We start from the raw sequence: 14,965 nt of genomic DNA, 5'->3' as shown, positions 1-14,965 counted from the left end.
GCATTCAAATGAGTGATAGAATTTTAGCCACGTTTTCTATTCTTTTTCTCGCGGTTTTGATTTATTTAGACAACGGTTTTACGACATTAGGCGGCTGGTTGTGTTTGCTAATCTCTTGCACTTTCTTCGCCATTTTTGCCTATTTTGGCATTGTTGAAAAACGCCCACACGCCAGCCGTTTGGAAACTTTTTTGGCAACATCGTTTAAATGGATTTCGCGATTATTGAGTGGCATGGTTATCTTATTGTTTTCAGGCTGGACACTTTATCTCGTTTATAAAACGTGGCAAAAAGGGGATATACTGGGTGGGCTATTTTTCGCATTATTTGGCATGGGTTTCATAGGGTTTCTGATACATTTCTTCTTGTATGGACAAGCAGAAGGTAGAACAGGATTTCGCGCCAATCGTCTTGCGCATGAAAAACGCAAAAAGCGGTATCATTGGAAATGGTAGTTTTGAAATTTTCAGGCAGCCTGAAAAAACAGAAAGGAAAGAATGAACAATCCGATTGAAATTTACCAAACGGAAAACGGCGAAACACAAGTAGAAGTGCGTTTTGAGCAGGAAACTGTGTGGTTATCTCAAGCGCAAATGGTGCAACTATTTGGGCGTAATCAATCCGTGATTTCGTGCCATATTAACAACGCAGTAGAAGAGGGCGAAATCAGCGAAAAAAGCAATATGCAAAAAATGCATATTGCTTCTGCCGACCGTCCTGTTACCTTTTACGATTTGGAAACCATTATTTCTGTAGGCTATCGCATTAAATCGCCACAAGGTGTCGCGTTCAGACGTTGGGTAACCGCTCGCCTAAAAGACTATCTCGTTAAAGGCTATGCGCTCAATCAATCACGTTTGCAACAAAATGCCACCGAATTATCGCAAGCATTGGCGTTCATTAAACGAAGCGCATACCATATTAACCAATTTAAAACAACAGCTTATCGCACGAAACGAAACAACCGTATTATTTGCCCAAGAACGTGGCGACGGTTTGTCTGCGCTATTAGGCAATTTAGAACAAACCGTATTTGGAGAACCTGCTTACCCCAGCATTGAAAGCAAAGCTGTGCATTTTGCTGTATTTTGTCGTGAAAAACCACCCATTCTCAGACGGCAATAAACGCAGTGGCGCACTTCTATTTGTAGACTTTCTGCACCGCAATGGGCGATTATTCAACGCGCAACAACAACCCAAAGCAGCCTGAAAACAAGGAACAACACCATGAAACGCATTCTAGCTTTACTACTCATCAGCACCTTCGCTCAAGCCGAAGACACCGCGCTCACCCGAATCCAACTCACCAAAGGTGTAACCGTAGAGCGCGATTTAGTCAGCAAAGACGGACAATACCTCTTCCTTGTCCGCACAGGTACATGGCAAATCAACGGCAGCATGTTTAACCGTGCCAACAATCACCAACTCCACTTCACAGGCACACAAAAAGGCTACACACTCAACCTACAATCCACCGCCAACGCCGAAAACAGCACGCAGCCTGAATTTTTATACAACGGTACGCTCAATCTGCAAAGCAACCGCATTGACGGCGTGATGACCACCCCTGACAAACAACAAGCCATCACATTTGAGCCATACCTACCTGTAGCCAACCGCCCAGCGTTCCAATTCAAATTTTACGGCACGCCCAGCCGCCAAGTTACCCAAGTGCAAGTGCTGCAAAACAACAAAGTGGTGCAAACCCTTAGTGGCTTTGTCACCAACGACAACGAAGCTACTTATGCCGATTACAATTTTGACGGCTATTTTGACCTACGCCTAGACAGCAGCGACACCAGCCACCAATACTGGCTATACAACTCCAAAACTAAAAAATTCCAGTTTGACAGCGAACTGAGCCAATATGCCGAAGTGCCACAGCGTTATCCGCACAAATACATTTTAAAATTTGGTAACACCCTACTAGAACGCAGAAACAGTAAATGGTACGAAATTCCCTGTTGCACCGCCATCAACTAACTTTCAGGCTGCGATTAAAGTTGTAGGTTGGCTTTCCAAGCCAACACCGCAAATTCACGCAGCCTGAAAAATGTCGGCTCGGAAAACCGACCTACAACCGTTTAACAAACGCAGCCTGAAATTCCATGCAAACCCTATTCATCGCCGACCTACACCTATCCGACTACACCCCCGACCTAAACGTCCTGTTTACCCAATTTCTCCGTAACCACGCCCAAAGCGCAGACGCGTTATACATTTTGGGCGACCTATTTGATGCATGGACAGGCGATGATGACGACAGCGTAACCGCCGCTGAAGTCGCGCAAGCAATCAAACAATTTGCCCAACACGCCCCTGTTTACTTCATTGCAGGCAACCGCGATTTTCTGCTCGGCAAATCATACGCCGACAAAGCCAATCTCACGTTGCTGCCTGAAAACCACATAATCCACGCGCACGGCAAAACCCTATTGCTCACGCACGGCGATGAAATGTGTACTGAAGACACGTCCTATCTGCGTTATCGCAAAATCATGCGCTGCAAAATCGTACAAAAAATACTACTCGCGCTGCCGTATCGCAAACGCAAGCAAATCGCCGAAAATCTACGCGCCGCCAGTCAGCGCAAAAAGCAAAACGCGCAAGCCTATGCTATTTCAGACGTGACTGAACAGGGCGTTCAGGCTGCGTTAAACCGTTTTCCTGACACGCAAATTGTGATTCACGGGCATACACATCGTCCAGCCAAGCATGAACACACTTTCGGGCAGCAGACGGTTGAGCGGTATGTAATACAAGATTGGCATAACGGGGCAGGGGGATATTTAGCTTTAGATGAACAGGGCGTGCAGTTTTTCAGGCTGCCTGAAGAAAGAACTTTTCAATGAATTTAAACAATATTAAAACGCTTCGTTCTATCAATGGCACGGGGCTAACTTTTTCTGGTGAATGTGATTAGGAATCTGATGGTTCGTATGTTTCAACGTGTTGGATTAGCGTATCACATTTGCCCATTTTGCCGATTTACAGCGCAAGAATAACGAATGTTTCGGGTGATTCAGGTAAATTAGGCAATAGCATCGTTTGAAACCATGCTTCAAAAGAATCGCTGGTTATTGTATTTTGATAAATCATTGGCACAATTAAATTTTGCCCAATTTGCGCTGCAACTCATGATAAGCGTTGGTATTTTCTACCGCTTATCTTGGTTTTAACAATTTCCCCTTTCGGACTACGAGCATACGGACGAAAGAAATAGGTATCCAATCCTGTTTCATCTAAATAAACAAGCGGGTAGTCCGAAAATTGGGCTAACTGAGCTAAATAATGAGCTACTTTTTCTGGGTTTTGTTCTTTGTAAGTGGTGGTCTTTTTTTACGCGTGATACCTAATTTTTTGAGCGCATAAAAAATTGTTGATGTGGAGCAACTAAACATTTCAGCCATTTCATAGAGATAAGCATCAGGATTTTGTTCAATATATTGTTTGAGTGCTTGCGTATCCAATTTAGTGGCATTTTGCCCTTTGACTTGATGTTTCAGGCTACCTGTTTGTTCTTCTAATTTAATCCAAAGGTAAAGCGTATTTCTTGAGATACCATAGGTTTTGGCAACTTTACTTGCATTGTTACATTGCTTGTAACAAGTTAATGCTTTTTCTCGTAAATCAATTGAATATGCCATTTTATGCACCTTAAAGATAAAATTAGAATTGCACTATTTTATTTTGAATTTACTATACGACGTCAAAAATAATATCTTCTTCTCGTTTCGCCGAGTAATATCGCTTTTTCTTATAAATTTTTAAATTTTCTTTTTTTATAGTATTGAAACCTATCTTCTTCAATTTGTTTAGAGAGAATATTGAACAAATGATTTTCTAAAATATCCCCTTTTTTAGTGGTATTTCATTTCTAAATTACACTCCCAATATTATAGTGAATTAAAATCACAATGATACAGCGTTGCCAACGTCCTTATGTGCTATTCGCACACGGCGGACGTTGTCGCCTTGTCTCATTTTTATTTTAATTCACTATATTTTCAGGCAGCCTGAAAATTAACCAAATCAATTACCCCATATTTTTCAGGCAGCCTGAAACCCTTTACAATACCACCATTTTAACAAAACAGAGTAAACAAAATGCGAATTATCTCGGCAAACGTGAACGGCATTCGTTCTGCCTACAAAAAAGGTTTTTTGGAATACATCGCGCAATCGGGCGCGGATATTGTCTGTGTGCAAGAATTGAAAGCGCAAGAAGCAGACTTATCAGCAGAAATGCAAAAACCGCACGGTATGCACGGTGTGTGGCATTGCGCCCAAAAACGCGGTTACAGCGGCGTGGCGATTTACAGCAAACGCACGCCCGACCGCGTGCAATATGGCTTAGGCATTGAATTGTTTGATAATGAAGGGCGATTTGTTCGCGCGGATTTTGGGCGGTTGAGCGTGATTTCGTTGTATCTGCCAAGCGGTACGAGCGCGGAAGAGCGTCAGGCGTATAAATATCAGTTTTTAGATGCGTTTTATCCGATTTTGGCAGACTTGCTTCAAGAGGGGCGCGATGTGGTGGTGTGTGGCGATTGGAATATCGCGCATCAAAATATTGACATCAAAAACTGGAAAGGTAATCTGAAAAATTCGGGTTTCCTGCCTGAAGAACGCGAGTGGATTGGCAATGTGATTGCGAAATTGGGCTGGACGGATATGTGGCGCAAATTGTATCCCGATGTGGCGGGTTATACTTGGTGGAGCAATCGCGGTCAGGCGTATGCGAAAGATGTGGGTTGGCGGATTGACTATCAGATGGTGTCGCCTGAATTGGCAGCGAAAGCAAAAGAAGCGCACGTTTACAAAGAAGTGAAATTTTCAGACCACGCGCCGTTAGTGGTGGATTACGATTACGAAATTTAATTTTTCAGGCTGCGTTTATATAACTAAATGCAGCCTGAAAACAAGGAAACCCAAAATGAACCGCAGACAATTCCTAATTCTATCCACCGTCCTACTCGCCGCGGCTTGTCGCAACGGCAAAAAATACAGCAAATTAGCCAAAGGCAGCACCGTTTTATGCTTGGGCGACTCGCTCACCGAAGGCTACGGCGCACCCAAAGGCACAGACTACCCTACACAACTTGCCGAAATCACAGGCTGGAAAATCATCAACGGCGGCGTGTCAGGCGACACCAGCGAACAAGCCTTGGGACGCTTGAGCGGCTTGATGTCCCAAGAACCCAAGCTAGTGATTGTGAGCATCGGCGGTAACGACTTTTTACAGAAAATCCCCGAAAGCACCACACGCGTAAACATTGCCAAAATTTTAGACATTATCCAAAACGCCAACATTCCTGTGGTTTTGGTCAGGATTCCATACTTCACGACAGGCGCACTGCTCGGCAATGTGAGCGAGCATCCGCTGTATGATGAAATCGCCACGCAATACCGTATCCCCTTGTTAAAAGACGCATGGGCGGATATTTTGGGCGACAAATCCCTCAAGTCTGACATGGTTCACGCCAACGCAGACGGTTATCGCCAATTTGCCGAAGAATTGGCAGATTTTTTGAAACAACAAGGTTTTCTATAATCCCAAACGCAGCCTGAAAACACCATGAACACCCAGAAACAAGCCATCATCGCCGCCTACCAAACCCACCGCAACCCTTACCAATTCTTCAAACAACACACCCAAATCCTAGACCAATTTTTAATTCAACAATGGCAAACCCAGTTTTCAGGCTGCGACTGGTGTTTACTCGCCATGGGCGGCTACGGGCGAGGCGAACTCTACCCTCATTCCGATATTGACCTAGCCCTGATTACCCCCAACGAACTCAGCGAAACCCAGCAAGAACAAATCGCTCAATTCGTCCAAACCTTGTGGGACAACCAACTCACCCCAGCCCTACAATCAGGCAGCCTGAAACAATTTATACAGGCTGCAAACGAAGACCTAAGCGTCAATACCGCCCTGCTAGAAGCCCGATTTCTAGCAGGCGATGCCACATTTGCCGAACACGCACTCAACACATTCAGGCTGCAACGCGACACCGTTTCATTCATCGACAGCAAAATCCAAGAAATGCAAACACGCCACGCCAAACAACCAGCCCTCACACTCGAACCCAACATCAAAAACGGTATTGGCAGCCTGCGCGACATCCATACCATTATCTGGCTCGCACACGTCCAAAATCTCACGCCCCAAATCGCCTTGCGCAAACGCATCATCACGCCCACCGAAGCCAAACTCATGCGCCAAAGTCACCAACATCTCGCCCAGCTCCGCATCGATTTACACCTAGCCGCAGGGCGCGAAGAAGACCGCCTGATTTTCGACCACCAAGCCACGCTTGCCCAACACAGCAGCACCGAGCAACTCATGCACCGCTTCTATCGCACTGTCAAAACCATCATGCAACTCAACAGCATACTCATACCCATGCTCAAAGAACGTGTTTACTCCACCTATCCCCGAATCGTCCACAACATCAACGAACACTATTTCCAAATCGGCAACAAAATCGCCGCCCACGATCTACGCCTATTCCAAACGCAGCCTGAACACATTTTCCAAATCATCAACATCTGCCAAAGCCGCAGCGACATCAACGGCATTGCCCCAAAAACCCTACGCGCATGGTGGGCAGCCTCGCAAAACATCGACCAAAGTTTCTACCAAAATCCACACAACCGCGCCCAATTCATCAGCTTTTTTCACACAGGACACGGACTTACACACACCCTACGCTTTCTCAACCTTTACGGCGTACTCGCACGCTATCTACCCAACTGGCACAAAATTGTCGGCTTACTGCAACACGACCTTTTCCACATCTATCCTGTGGACGACCACATCCTCATGGTACTGAGCAACCTACGCCGCCTAGCCATGGAACAACACAGCCACGAACAGCCAGCCCTGTCCACACTCATGCACAACTTTCCCAAGCCACACGTCCTCTATCTCGCTGCCCTGTTCCACGACATCGCCAAAGGACGCAACGGCGACCACGCCAAACTCGGCATAGCAGATGCACAACAATTCGCCCAAGACCACTTGCTGCCTGAAAACGAAACCCAGCTACTCACATGGCTCGTCAGCGAACACCTACTCATGTCCCAAACCGCCCAAAAAGAAGACATCAACGACCCCGAAGTGATAGAACGATTCAGCCGCAAAGTCCAAACCCAAGAGCAACTCACCGCGCTGTACTTGCTCACCGTTGCCGATATGCGCGGTACGAACCCCAAAATCTGGAACTCATGGAAAGCCCAACTGCTTGAAACCCTATTTCAGGTTGCCAGCGCACAACTTTCAGGCTGCCAACCCCAAAACGACATTACCGCACGCTATCGCCAAGCCCAAGAAACCTTAACCCAACAAGGATACGACCCCAAAGCCATACGCCGTCTCAGCAACGCACTTGGCGCAGCCTACTTTTCACGGCACAACCCCAGCACCATCGCCCAACAACTCCCCCAAATCGCTGCCGACCCAGAACGCCCCATCGCCAGCATCGTCCCCACAGAAGACAGCAGCCAAAACTGGCGCATTACCGTTTACATGCCCAACCGCGACCGCCTGTTTACCCGATTGTGCCGACTATTCTCGCGCCATCGGCTCAACATTGTTGCCGCACGCGCATTTGTAACTGCGCACGATTTCATATTAGACAACTTCATCGTCACGCAGCCTGAAAACAGCGACCCAGCCGAATGCCAACGCATACAAGCCCAACTGCAACACGAACTGAACGAATTTGTGAACGGCAATATCCCCCAGTTCGCCCCCACACCAGCCAAACCCAGCCGCCGCGCCCGACTGTTGCCCATCGCCCCACGCGTCCACATTCAGCAAGACGATGAACAGCTCACGCGCTACACGATTGATATTGTCGCCGCCAACCGCCCCTATTTGCTTGCCGATTTAACCGAAGTGTTCGCCAAACACCACATTTCGCTGCACTACGCCAAAATCGCCACGCTAGATGAACGCGCGGAAGACAGCTTTTTGGTGCAAAGCTCAGAGTTGAGCCAAACCACCAAAGAATTGGCTGTGAAACAGGATTTGCTTGCCGCGATTGGGTAGATATACAAACAAGCAGCCTGAAAACGAAAAGATCATTTTCAGGCTGCGTTTTATAGGTCGGCGCATTTATGCCCAACAAAACCATTCACGCCATTTTTCAGGCTGCATTCTCAGGCAAAATCAACTCAGGCGCTGGACTATCCGACAACACAATCGGCGACAAATATTCCTGCACTTTATCTTTCATCAAAAAGCGGTCAGGTTCAGGCAAACTGGCTGGCAAAATATGCGCCCCAATATCCACCTTAATTTTAATATGCGGAATAGACACAATCTGCCACAGCGAGCGAATCAAATTCACGCCAGCAAACGACACCGCAGACGTGCGCACGTCTTCATCATAATAACGCAACGCCAACGGCTGCACAGGCGCATTGCTATTTAACGCAGCCTGAAACAAAGCCGCTTTCAACGGCAAAATACCATTACCCAAAGTCGTCCGCGCCTCAGGGAAAAAGCACACATTGCCATTTTGCTCCAACACTTGCGAAATAGACGCGTTAATCACATCAATATCCTTGCGTGAACTGCGGTCAATATACACCGCGCCTGCGTTGCTCACCATGCGCCCAATCACAGGCCACGTGCGAATTTCTTTCATCGCAATAAAACTAGACGGATACAGCATGGAAATCACAAAAATATCCAGCCAAGAAACATGATTCGCTACCACCAACAAACCACGCTGCTGCGTATTTTCAGGCTGCGAACGGTTCACGTCCACACGCACATTCAACACTTTCAAACAATCCGCACCCATTTCACTCAACGCATGTTCACGCTGCTCTTGCGTCGCGTTATCCAAACTGCGCAAGCGTTTACCCGTTTGATACAACCAACCCAACAAATGAAAAATGCGCGCCAATCGCGTCAAAATACTGTTTTTTACTCTCATAGCTCCCATTCCTAAACAATCACAAAAATGGGCATGATGCAGAAAAACCCCCATACTGACAAGCCTATTCATGTAAAACACGCTTAACGAAAAGCCCAAATTTTGTGGTAAAATCGTAAAATTATTTTAATTACATAGTTGATGTAATTATTTTTTAAGACAAGGCGACAACGACCGCCGTGTACATCTAGTACATAAGGGCGTTGGCAACGCAGTATTAAAAGATAAGTGCATTAACTATACTTTTCTGATTGAGGTTTTTATGTTTAACACCGTTCCGCCACGAGTTGCCGACTATGTTGCCTATGCAAAAGCAAATTTCCCTTTCTTGCTACAAGCGCGCCCAGATGATTGCCATAAAGGCACATTTGGCACGGTTGGCGTATTAGGTGGTTCAGAAGGCATGGCAGGTGCAGCCTTATTAGCAGGCACAGCCGCATTGTTTTCAGGCTGCGGTAAAAGCATCGTCGCATTCAATCAAGCGCATTTGCCAATGGCAGTTTATCCCACTCGCCCCGAATTGATTTTGGACATTGCTGCACACGCCGTAAAACGTACCGACATCACCACTTGGGCGATTGGCTGCGGCTTGGGTCAAACCGAATTAGCCGCCCGCGCATTACACGCCTTGTGGAACAGCACACACCCGCAATTAGTGTTAGACGCAGATGCGCTGCATTTATTGATAGAGTACCCACAATTTTTCCCACACACCAAGCGCGCTGACTTGGTTTTGACACCACACCCAGGCGAGGCTGCTCATTTGCTGAATATCAGCGTGAACCAAGTGCAAAGCAACCGCGCTTGGGCGGCGCGTGAAATTGCCGTACGTTATCGCTGCTGGGTGGTATTGAAAGGTCATAACACCGTGATTTCATCAGCGCGCGGTTTTATGCATGAAAACACCAGCGGCAATGCAGGTTTGGCAACAGCGGGTAGCGGCGACGTGTTGGCTGGCGTAATTGCAAGTTTCTTGGCGCAAGGTATTGAAGCTGAAAAAGCGATTCCAGCAGCCGTTTGGTTGCATGGTGCGGCGGCTGAAATTTTGGTGGCTGCGCAAGTGGGTCCAATCGGTTTGTTGGCAAATGAATTGAATGACGCGATTCGTTGGTTACGTAACCGATTAGTGGCGGGAATGTAATTTGAGAAAAGCAGCCTGAACATTTCAGGCTGCTTTTATCTTTCACAACAACAAAACGCAGCCTGAAAACATGTTCAGGCTGCGTTTTATTCTTTACACCAAATTATTTAGCGAATTTTTCCAATGCCGCAACAGCAGGCAATTCTTTGCCTTCCAAAAATTCCAAGAACGCGCCACCGCCCGTTGAAATGTAGCTGATTTTGTCGGTAACGCCAAATTTGGAAATAGAGGCCAACGTGTCGCCACCGCCAGCGATAGAGAACGCGTTGCTTGCTGCAATCGCTTCTGCCACCGCTTTTGTACCGCCCGCGAAATTGTCAAATTCAAACACGCCCACAGGGCCGTTCCACACGATTGTGCCAGCGTTTTTCAAAATCTCCGCCAAACGAGCGCGAGATTGTTCGCCGATGTCCAAAATTTCTTCTTCGGGTTTGATTTCGTCCACGTTACGCGCGATTGGCGTTGCCGTTTCAGAAAATTCAGTCGCCACAATGCTGTCCACAGGCAATGGAATTGGATTGCCGCGTTTTTCCATTTTTTCCATAATGGCTTTGGCTTCGTTTACCAAATCTTTTTCCACCAACGATTTGCCCAACTCTTTGCCTTGCGCCAACAAGCAAGTATTCGCAATGCCGCCACCGACAATCAACACGTCCACTTTATCCGCCAAACTTTCCAAAATCGTCAATTTAGTAGAAACCTTGCTGCCAGCCACAATCGCTACCATCGGACGAGCAGGCTCTTTCAACGCCTTGCTCAAAGCGTCCAATTCAGCCGCCATCAAAATACCCGCGCAAGACACAGGCGCAGCAGCCGCCACCGCTTCAGTAGAAGCCTCAGCGCGGTGAGCTGTACCAAACGCGTCATTTACAAACACATCACACAAAGATGCATAGGCTTGACCCAATTCAGGATTGTTTTTCTTTTCGCCTTTGTTGATACGCACGTTTTGCAGCATGAACACTTCGCCAGCTTTCACAGTTGGTTTGTTTTCTTGCCAATCGTTCAACACTTTTACGTCTTTGCCTAGCAATTTGCCCAAATGCGCTGCCACAGGTGCAACGTCGTCTTCAGGTTTGAATTCGCCTTCAGTTGGGCGACCCAAGTGGCTCATCACAATCACGCCTGCGCCGTTGTCCAAGCAGTGTTGGATTGAAGCCAAAGACGCATGAATGCGAGTGTCGTCAGAGATTTTGCCGTCTTTGAAGGGTACGTTCAAATCGGCACGGATTAACACGGTTTTGCCGTTTACGTTTTGTTCGGTTAATTTCAAAAAGCTCATGTTTAAGTCCTTTAAATAGACAGGGTTAAGAATAAGGTTTTCAGGCTGCCTGAAAATGAAATAATCTTACATCAAATTTATATTTATGCGTTTGATTTTTCGCGAAATGATGTTTCTATTTTTCAGGCTGCCTGAAGAAATTTCTGCATTTGCTGCAACGTTTCCCACGCGCTGCGCTTGAGTTTGGGATTGCTCACAATCCGCATGGGGTGCGGAATGTGAAAACGCTGCTCGCTGCCTGAAAACTGATTGAGTTGCTGCTGCACGTCAGCGCGGTCAAAGAAATCGCCGAGTAGCAGCAAACTGCTTGCGCCACTTTGTCGCCATTCCTGCGCGACGCGTTCTGTGGCGGCAATCACGGTTTCTGTGGGCGGTTTTGGGTTGAAATCTGGCAAATCTTTGAGCCATGTGCTGAGATAGGCATCGCTGTTTTGCAGACCAATCGCGCCAAGCATTTTGTTAAGCATTGCGCCGTCTTCGCCGCTAAATAATTTCCCTGCCACCACATCGGCTGGAGACGCGCACACGCTGATTATCATCACTTTGGCGCGTGGCGTGGGTGTGGAAACAGGCGCAGTTGGCGCAACAGTTGGCGCGGCAATGGGGGCGGTTGGTTGCAGATTTTTCAGGCTGCCTGAATCGGGATTGCTGTGTGCTCGGACGCGTTGCAAGGCTGCTAATCGGGCGTTGCTGGCGGCTTGCGTGGGCGTTTTTTGCGGAACGGCGGCGGCAATCGGTTTTTGCGCGGAAGGCAATTTGGATTTTTCAGGCTGCGTTTGCGGCAAGATTTTGGCGTTGGTATTGAGCCACATCACGCCTAACCCAAGGGCTTCGTGCAGATGAACATAGCGGCTGTTTAGCATAGTTTTTCCATAATCACGCCGTCTTCGCCGTCCCGATAATAGCGTGGGCGCACGGCGATTTGGCTGAACCCTTGTTGGGTGTAAAGTTGCTGGGCGTTTTGATTGGACAGGCGCACTTCTAACAGAATGCGGCTGGTGTTGTGTTTTGTGGCAGCCTGAAACATTTTTTGCAGCAATGTGCTGGCGATGCCTTGTTTACGGTATTCAGGCTGCGTGGCGATGAGGTGCAGTTCCCATTCGTCTGTAACATGTTGCCATGCGATGAAACCGACAATGCTGTCGTTGTCGTTTGTGGCGACTAAAACGGTGTCGTGCCGTGAAGTGAGCGTGGCTTGCCACCACACGGGCGACCATGCGGAGGAGTTTGTGGCGACATCTAGGGTGTGTAATGCGGTTAAATCGCTGGGTTTTGAGGGACGGATGTAGAACATGGGGTTTCAGGCTGCGTGTGCTGCAAAACCGTTGTAGGTTGGTTCTCTGAGCCAACATTTTTTCAGGCTGCGTGAATGGAAATTGTCGGCTTAGAAAGCCAACCTACGGCAATATTTTGGATTTGCAGGAAGTTTATTTTATTTAGGTTTTCAGGCTGCGATGTTGGGCATAAATGCTCAACCTACGGTTACAAATCGAGCAAAGTTTCTTTGCTTGGGGCGAAGTAATACGCGCCTGAAATGGCAGTAGTCAGGCGTTCCAGCAGCAAATCGGTCAAACCGTCTGCCACGTCGCCAAACATATGCTGCAACTGTGCTTCAATATTGTGCAACCGCGCGGCATAAGCGATAAACGCTAAACCGTGTTCGCCTGAAACATTGCCATAAGGCAAACTGCGGCGCACGATTTTCAAGCCTTTGCCGTCTTCTTTGATATTGGTTCGGGCGATGTGCGAGCGTGGGTGGCGCATGTCTTTGCTAAATTCTTCGTTGGCGATTTTGCTACGCGCCACGCTTTCTTCTTGCTCGGCGACGCTGTACGCGTTCCATTTGGGCAAGTCGTGGCGATAGCGTTGCATTAAAACGTAGCTGCCGCCGTGTTCGTTGCAAGCAGTGGACAGGATTTTTTCATCGCCGTGCGGATTTTCTGTACCATCAACAAAACCGTCTAAACCACGGTCTTCGTGGCGGCGGAATCCGTGGGTTTCGGTTTTCACGCTAATCGCTGCGCCAAATGCGGCTAATACGTCTTGCGCGAGTGTGAAATTGCTGTCGTGGTTTTGCGATTGAATGTGGATTAACAAATCGTGTTGCGTGGCTGGAGCTTGGGTTGCGCCTTTGCCGTATGCAGGAAAGTTTTTCAATTCAGGGGCTTGGACGTGGTGTTTCAGGCTGCCCCAAAAGTTTGCGCCAAAGGCAATCGTTAAACCAATTTTGTCTTCAGGATAACGTGCTTGCAAAGCAGCAAGTGCGTCTAATGCAGCACGACTGGCGGCGGCGATGTTTTCAGGCTGCGTGATGTCGGCTTCCATAAAAATGCCATGTGTGGCGTGTTCGTTAAATAAAATAGATTTCATGGTTTTTGTCCTTGTTTTGAGTGTGGCTATTATACCGTTTTCAGGCTGCATTCTGAAAGCGTGATACAATCCGCGTTCTTTATTTACTCTATTGATTTTATTACTTATGAAGTTTTTTTCTATTTTCACTTTAGTCGTGTTGCAAGCGTTTACTTATGGTTTTGCGCGTTTTCTGATTTGGCTGTTTGCTGTGCATTCGCCGAAAAAACGCAAAGCCGTGTATGCCGCCACGTTTCTTTTTGGCAACGGGCTGATGATTGCCGCGCTGATGTTCCGCATTCATCTGATGTTTCGACTGTCCGCCGCGTGGATGGTTTTGCTGCTGTTTGCTTTGTTTACCAGCTTGATTGTGCTGTTTTTAGAACACGTTTGCCGCTTGATTTTCAAGCAGCCTGAAAAACGTGAACGCGCTTTGCGTTTGCTTGCGCCCGTGATTTTGTTCGGTTTCTTCACGCTGGCGGTTTACAACGCGTACACGCCGATTGTGCGCCATGCGGAAATCACGATTGATAAGCCGATGGCAAAACCTGTTCGCATTGGCATGGCGGCGGACACGCATTTGGGCGTATTAGTGGGCGCACGTCAGTTGGACAAACTGGCGGACATTATGCAGCAAGAAAAAGTGGACGTGATTTTGTTACCTGGTGACATTATGGACGATGATACGGTGGCGTATTTGGCGGAAAACATGCAGCCGCATTTGCAAAAATTGCGCGCGCCGTTAGGGGTGTATGCCACGTTGGGCAATCACGATTATCGTGAAACCAATTCAATTACGCAGGCAATTCAAGCGACAGGGATTACAGTGCTGGACGATGAAGCGGTGTGGGTAGACGATAACTTTTGGGTGGTTGGTCGCCCTGATAATTTGAAACATAACCGCTTGAAAACGCGCGATTTGCTGCAAAAAGTGAACACACAGCAGCCTGTTTTCTTGCTAGACCATCGCCCTGACGAAGTAACGGAACACAGTGAACTGCCAATTGATGTGCAGGTTTCAGGGCATGTGCATAATGGACAGGTGTTCCCAGCCAATTTTATTGTGCGTTATTTGAACCGCATTGCGTATGGTTATGGCAAAATCAATCAGACGCACTTTTTTGTGACTTCGGGTTTTGGCTTTTGGGGCGTGCCGTTTCGGTTGGGGTCGCAATCGGAAGTTTGGGTAATTGATGTGAAAGGTCGGGAATAAATTTGAACGCAGCCTGAAAATGGGTT

General features: G+C 47.5%; 15 protein-coding genes and 1 pseudogene. 10 read left to right on the top strand and 6 right to left on the bottom strand.

The genetic code is table 11. From position 1 onward, the window contains the following. The first annotated feature begins 8 nt into the window (after nt 1-8). From QEO93_RS03555 to QEO93_RS03535, 5 genes are all read left to right on the top strand, one after another. The gene (locus QEO93_RS03555; RefSeq protein ID WP_032136744.1) at nt 9-455 is read left to right on the top strand and encodes a hypothetical protein; all 447 of its coding nucleotides are present in this window, start codon (nt 9-11) and stop codon (nt 453-455) included. Nucleotides 456-497: 42 nt separating this feature from the next. Beyond that, nucleotides 498-1,061 (top strand): virulence RhuM family protein, encoded by a 564-nt coding sequence (locus tag QEO93_RS03550; protein WP_052368675.1) that lies wholly within the window; start codon nt 498-500, stop codon nt 1,059-1,061. A gap of 17 nt (nt 1,062-1,078) precedes the next feature. Beyond that, a complete protein-coding gene (locus QEO93_RS03545) occupies nt 1,079-1,210 on the top strand; it encodes a Fic family protein (RefSeq protein WP_245832170.1) in 132 nt (43 codons plus the stop codon). 17 nt (nt 1,211-1,227) lie between these two features. Then, a complete protein-coding gene (locus QEO93_RS03540; protein ID WP_032136745.1) occupies nt 1,228-1,983 on the top strand; it encodes an XAC2610-related protein in 756 nt (251 codons plus the stop codon). Nucleotides 1,984-2,108: 125 nt separating this feature from the next. After that, nucleotides 2,109-2,852, top strand: a complete 744-nt coding sequence (locus QEO93_RS03535) for a UDP-2,3-diacylglucosamine diphosphatase (protein WP_032136746.1) — start codon at nt 2,109-2,111, stop codon at nt 2,850-2,852. 169 nt (nt 2,853-3,021) lie between these two features. On the opposite strand, the pseudogene QEO93_RS03530 reads toward QEO93_RS03535, so the two are convergent. Beyond that, nucleotides 3,022-3,647: pseudogene (locus QEO93_RS03530) on the bottom strand (IS630 transposase-related protein); the annotation flags it as partial. A 460-nt stretch (nt 3,648-4,107) separates the two neighbouring features. Between QEO93_RS03530 and QEO93_RS03525 the strand changes: the two are divergent. Genes QEO93_RS03525 through glnD form a run of 3 tightly spaced genes read left to right on the top strand, consistent with a single transcriptional unit; the run spans nt 4,108 to nt 8,059 of the window. Further along, entirely contained in the window at nt 4,108-4,881 is a 774-nt protein-coding gene (locus QEO93_RS03525; RefSeq protein WP_032136748.1) for an exodeoxyribonuclease III, read from the top strand. 55 nt (nt 4,882-4,936) lie between these two features. Continuing rightward, nucleotides 4,937-5,554: a GDSL-type esterase/lipase family protein gene (locus tag QEO93_RS03520; RefSeq protein WP_032136749.1), complete on the top strand. Its 618-nt coding sequence runs from the start codon at nt 4,937-4,939 to the stop codon at nt 5,552-5,554. A 24-nt stretch (nt 5,555-5,578) separates the two neighbouring features. Further along, nucleotides 5,579-8,059: a [protein-PII] uridylyltransferase gene (gene glnD, locus QEO93_RS03515; RefSeq protein ID WP_081906866.1), complete on the top strand. Its 2,481-nt coding sequence runs from the start codon at nt 5,579-5,581 to the stop codon at nt 8,057-8,059. Between the two features lie 97 nt (nt 8,060-8,156). Here the strand turns inward: glnD and QEO93_RS03510 are convergent, their stop codons facing one another. Further along, complete coding sequence (locus tag QEO93_RS03510) at nt 8,157-8,954, bottom strand: 1-acylglycerol-3-phosphate O-acyltransferase (RefSeq protein ID WP_032136750.1); 798 nt, start codon at nt 8,952-8,954, stop codon at nt 8,157-8,159. Nucleotides 8,955-9,216: 262 nt separating this feature from the next. Between QEO93_RS03510 and QEO93_RS03505 the strand changes: the two genes are divergently transcribed. Then, nucleotides 9,217-10,095: an NAD(P)H-hydrate dehydratase gene (locus QEO93_RS03505; protein WP_032136751.1), complete on the top strand. Its 879-nt coding sequence runs from the start codon at nt 9,217-9,219 to the stop codon at nt 10,093-10,095. A 103-nt stretch (nt 10,096-10,198) separates the two neighbouring features. On the opposite strand, the gene QEO93_RS03500 is transcribed toward QEO93_RS03505, so the two are convergent. The 4 genes from QEO93_RS03500 to QEO93_RS03485 all read right to left on the bottom strand — a co-directional run bounded on the left by QEO93_RS03500 (nt 10,199) and on the right by QEO93_RS03485 (nt 13,747). Beyond that, nucleotides 10,199-11,377, bottom strand: a complete 1,179-nt coding sequence (locus tag QEO93_RS03500; RefSeq protein WP_032136752.1) for a phosphoglycerate kinase — start codon at nt 11,375-11,377, stop codon at nt 10,199-10,201. A 122-nt stretch (nt 11,378-11,499) separates the two neighbouring features. Further along, the gene (locus QEO93_RS03495; RefSeq protein WP_032136753.1) at nt 11,500-12,240 is read right to left on the bottom strand and encodes a uracil-DNA glycosylase family protein; all 741 of its coding nucleotides are present in this window, start codon (nt 12,238-12,240) and stop codon (nt 11,500-11,502) included. After that, complete coding sequence (gene rimI, locus QEO93_RS03490) at nt 12,234-12,671, bottom strand: ribosomal protein S18-alanine N-acetyltransferase (protein ID WP_032136754.1); 438 nt, start codon at nt 12,669-12,671, stop codon at nt 12,234-12,236. Before rimI ends, QEO93_RS03495 begins: the two co-directional genes overlap by 7 nt. 188 nt (nt 12,672-12,859) lie before the next feature. Further along, entirely contained in the window at nt 12,860-13,747 is an 888-nt protein-coding gene (locus QEO93_RS03485; RefSeq protein ID WP_032136755.1) for a Dyp-type peroxidase, read from the bottom strand. A 106-nt stretch (nt 13,748-13,853) separates the two neighbouring features. Here QEO93_RS03485 and QEO93_RS03480 point away from each other — a divergent pair, with 106 nt between their 5' ends. Continuing rightward, the gene (locus QEO93_RS03480; RefSeq protein ID WP_032136799.1) at nt 13,854-14,939 is read left to right on the top strand and encodes a metallophosphoesterase; all 1,086 of its coding nucleotides are present in this window, start codon (nt 13,854-13,856) and stop codon (nt 14,937-14,939) included. The last annotated feature ends 26 nt before the right edge of the window (nt 14,940-14,965 follow it).

Source organism: Kingella negevensis (genome assembly GCF_030177895.1).
Classification (GTDB): Bacteria; Pseudomonadota; Gammaproteobacteria; order Burkholderiales; family Neisseriaceae; genus Kingella_C; species Kingella_C negevensis.
This window is presented reverse-complemented; position numbering and strand designations above follow the sequence as displayed.

What these genes read in the sequence shown, in the direction of transcription:
- QEO93_RS03505 (WP_032136751.1), top strand. Translation starts at nt 9,217, where the DNA reads ATGTTTAACACCGTTCCGCCACGAGTTGCCGACTATGTTGCCTATGCA.
- QEO93_RS03540 (WP_032136745.1), top strand. Translation starts at nt 1,228, where the DNA reads ATGAAACGCATTCTAGCTTTACTACTCATCAGCACCTTCGCTCAAGCC.
- QEO93_RS03510 (WP_032136750.1), bottom strand. Translation starts at nt 8,954, where the DNA reads ATGAGAGTAAAAAACAGTATTTTGACGCGATTGGCGCGCATTTTTCAT.
- QEO93_RS03500 (WP_032136752.1), bottom strand. Translation starts at nt 11,377, where the DNA reads ATGAGCTTTTTGAAATTAACCGAACAAAACGTAAACGGCAAAACCGTG.
- QEO93_RS03525 (WP_032136748.1), top strand. Translation starts at nt 4,108, where the DNA reads ATGCGAATTATCTCGGCAAACGTGAACGGCATTCGTTCTGCCTACAAA.
- QEO93_RS03550 (WP_052368675.1), top strand. Translation starts at nt 498, where the DNA reads ATGAACAATCCGATTGAAATTTACCAAACGGAAAACGGCGAAACACAA.
- QEO93_RS03480 (WP_032136799.1), top strand. Translation starts at nt 13,854, where the DNA reads ATGAAGTTTTTTTCTATTTTCACTTTAGTCGTGTTGCAAGCGTTTACT.
- QEO93_RS03485 (WP_032136755.1), bottom strand. Translation starts at nt 13,747, where the DNA reads ATGAAATCTATTTTATTTAACGAACACGCCACACATGGCATTTTTATG.
- rimI (WP_032136754.1), bottom strand. Translation starts at nt 12,671, where the DNA reads ATGTTCTACATCCGTCCCTCAAAACCCAGCGATTTAACCGCATTACAC.
- QEO93_RS03535 (WP_032136746.1), top strand. Translation starts at nt 2,109, where the DNA reads ATGCAAACCCTATTCATCGCCGACCTACACCTATCCGACTACACCCCC.
- QEO93_RS03495 (WP_032136753.1), bottom strand. Translation starts at nt 12,240, where the DNA reads ATGCTAAACAGCCGCTATGTTCATCTGCACGAAGCCCTTGGGTTAGGC.
- QEO93_RS03520 (WP_032136749.1), top strand. Translation starts at nt 4,937, where the DNA reads ATGAACCGCAGACAATTCCTAATTCTATCCACCGTCCTACTCGCCGCG.
- glnD (WP_081906866.1), top strand. Translation starts at nt 5,579, where the DNA reads ATGAACACCCAGAAACAAGCCATCATCGCCGCCTACCAAACCCACCGC.
- QEO93_RS03555 (WP_032136744.1), top strand. Translation starts at nt 9, where the DNA reads ATGAGTGATAGAATTTTAGCCACGTTTTCTATTCTTTTTCTCGCGGTT.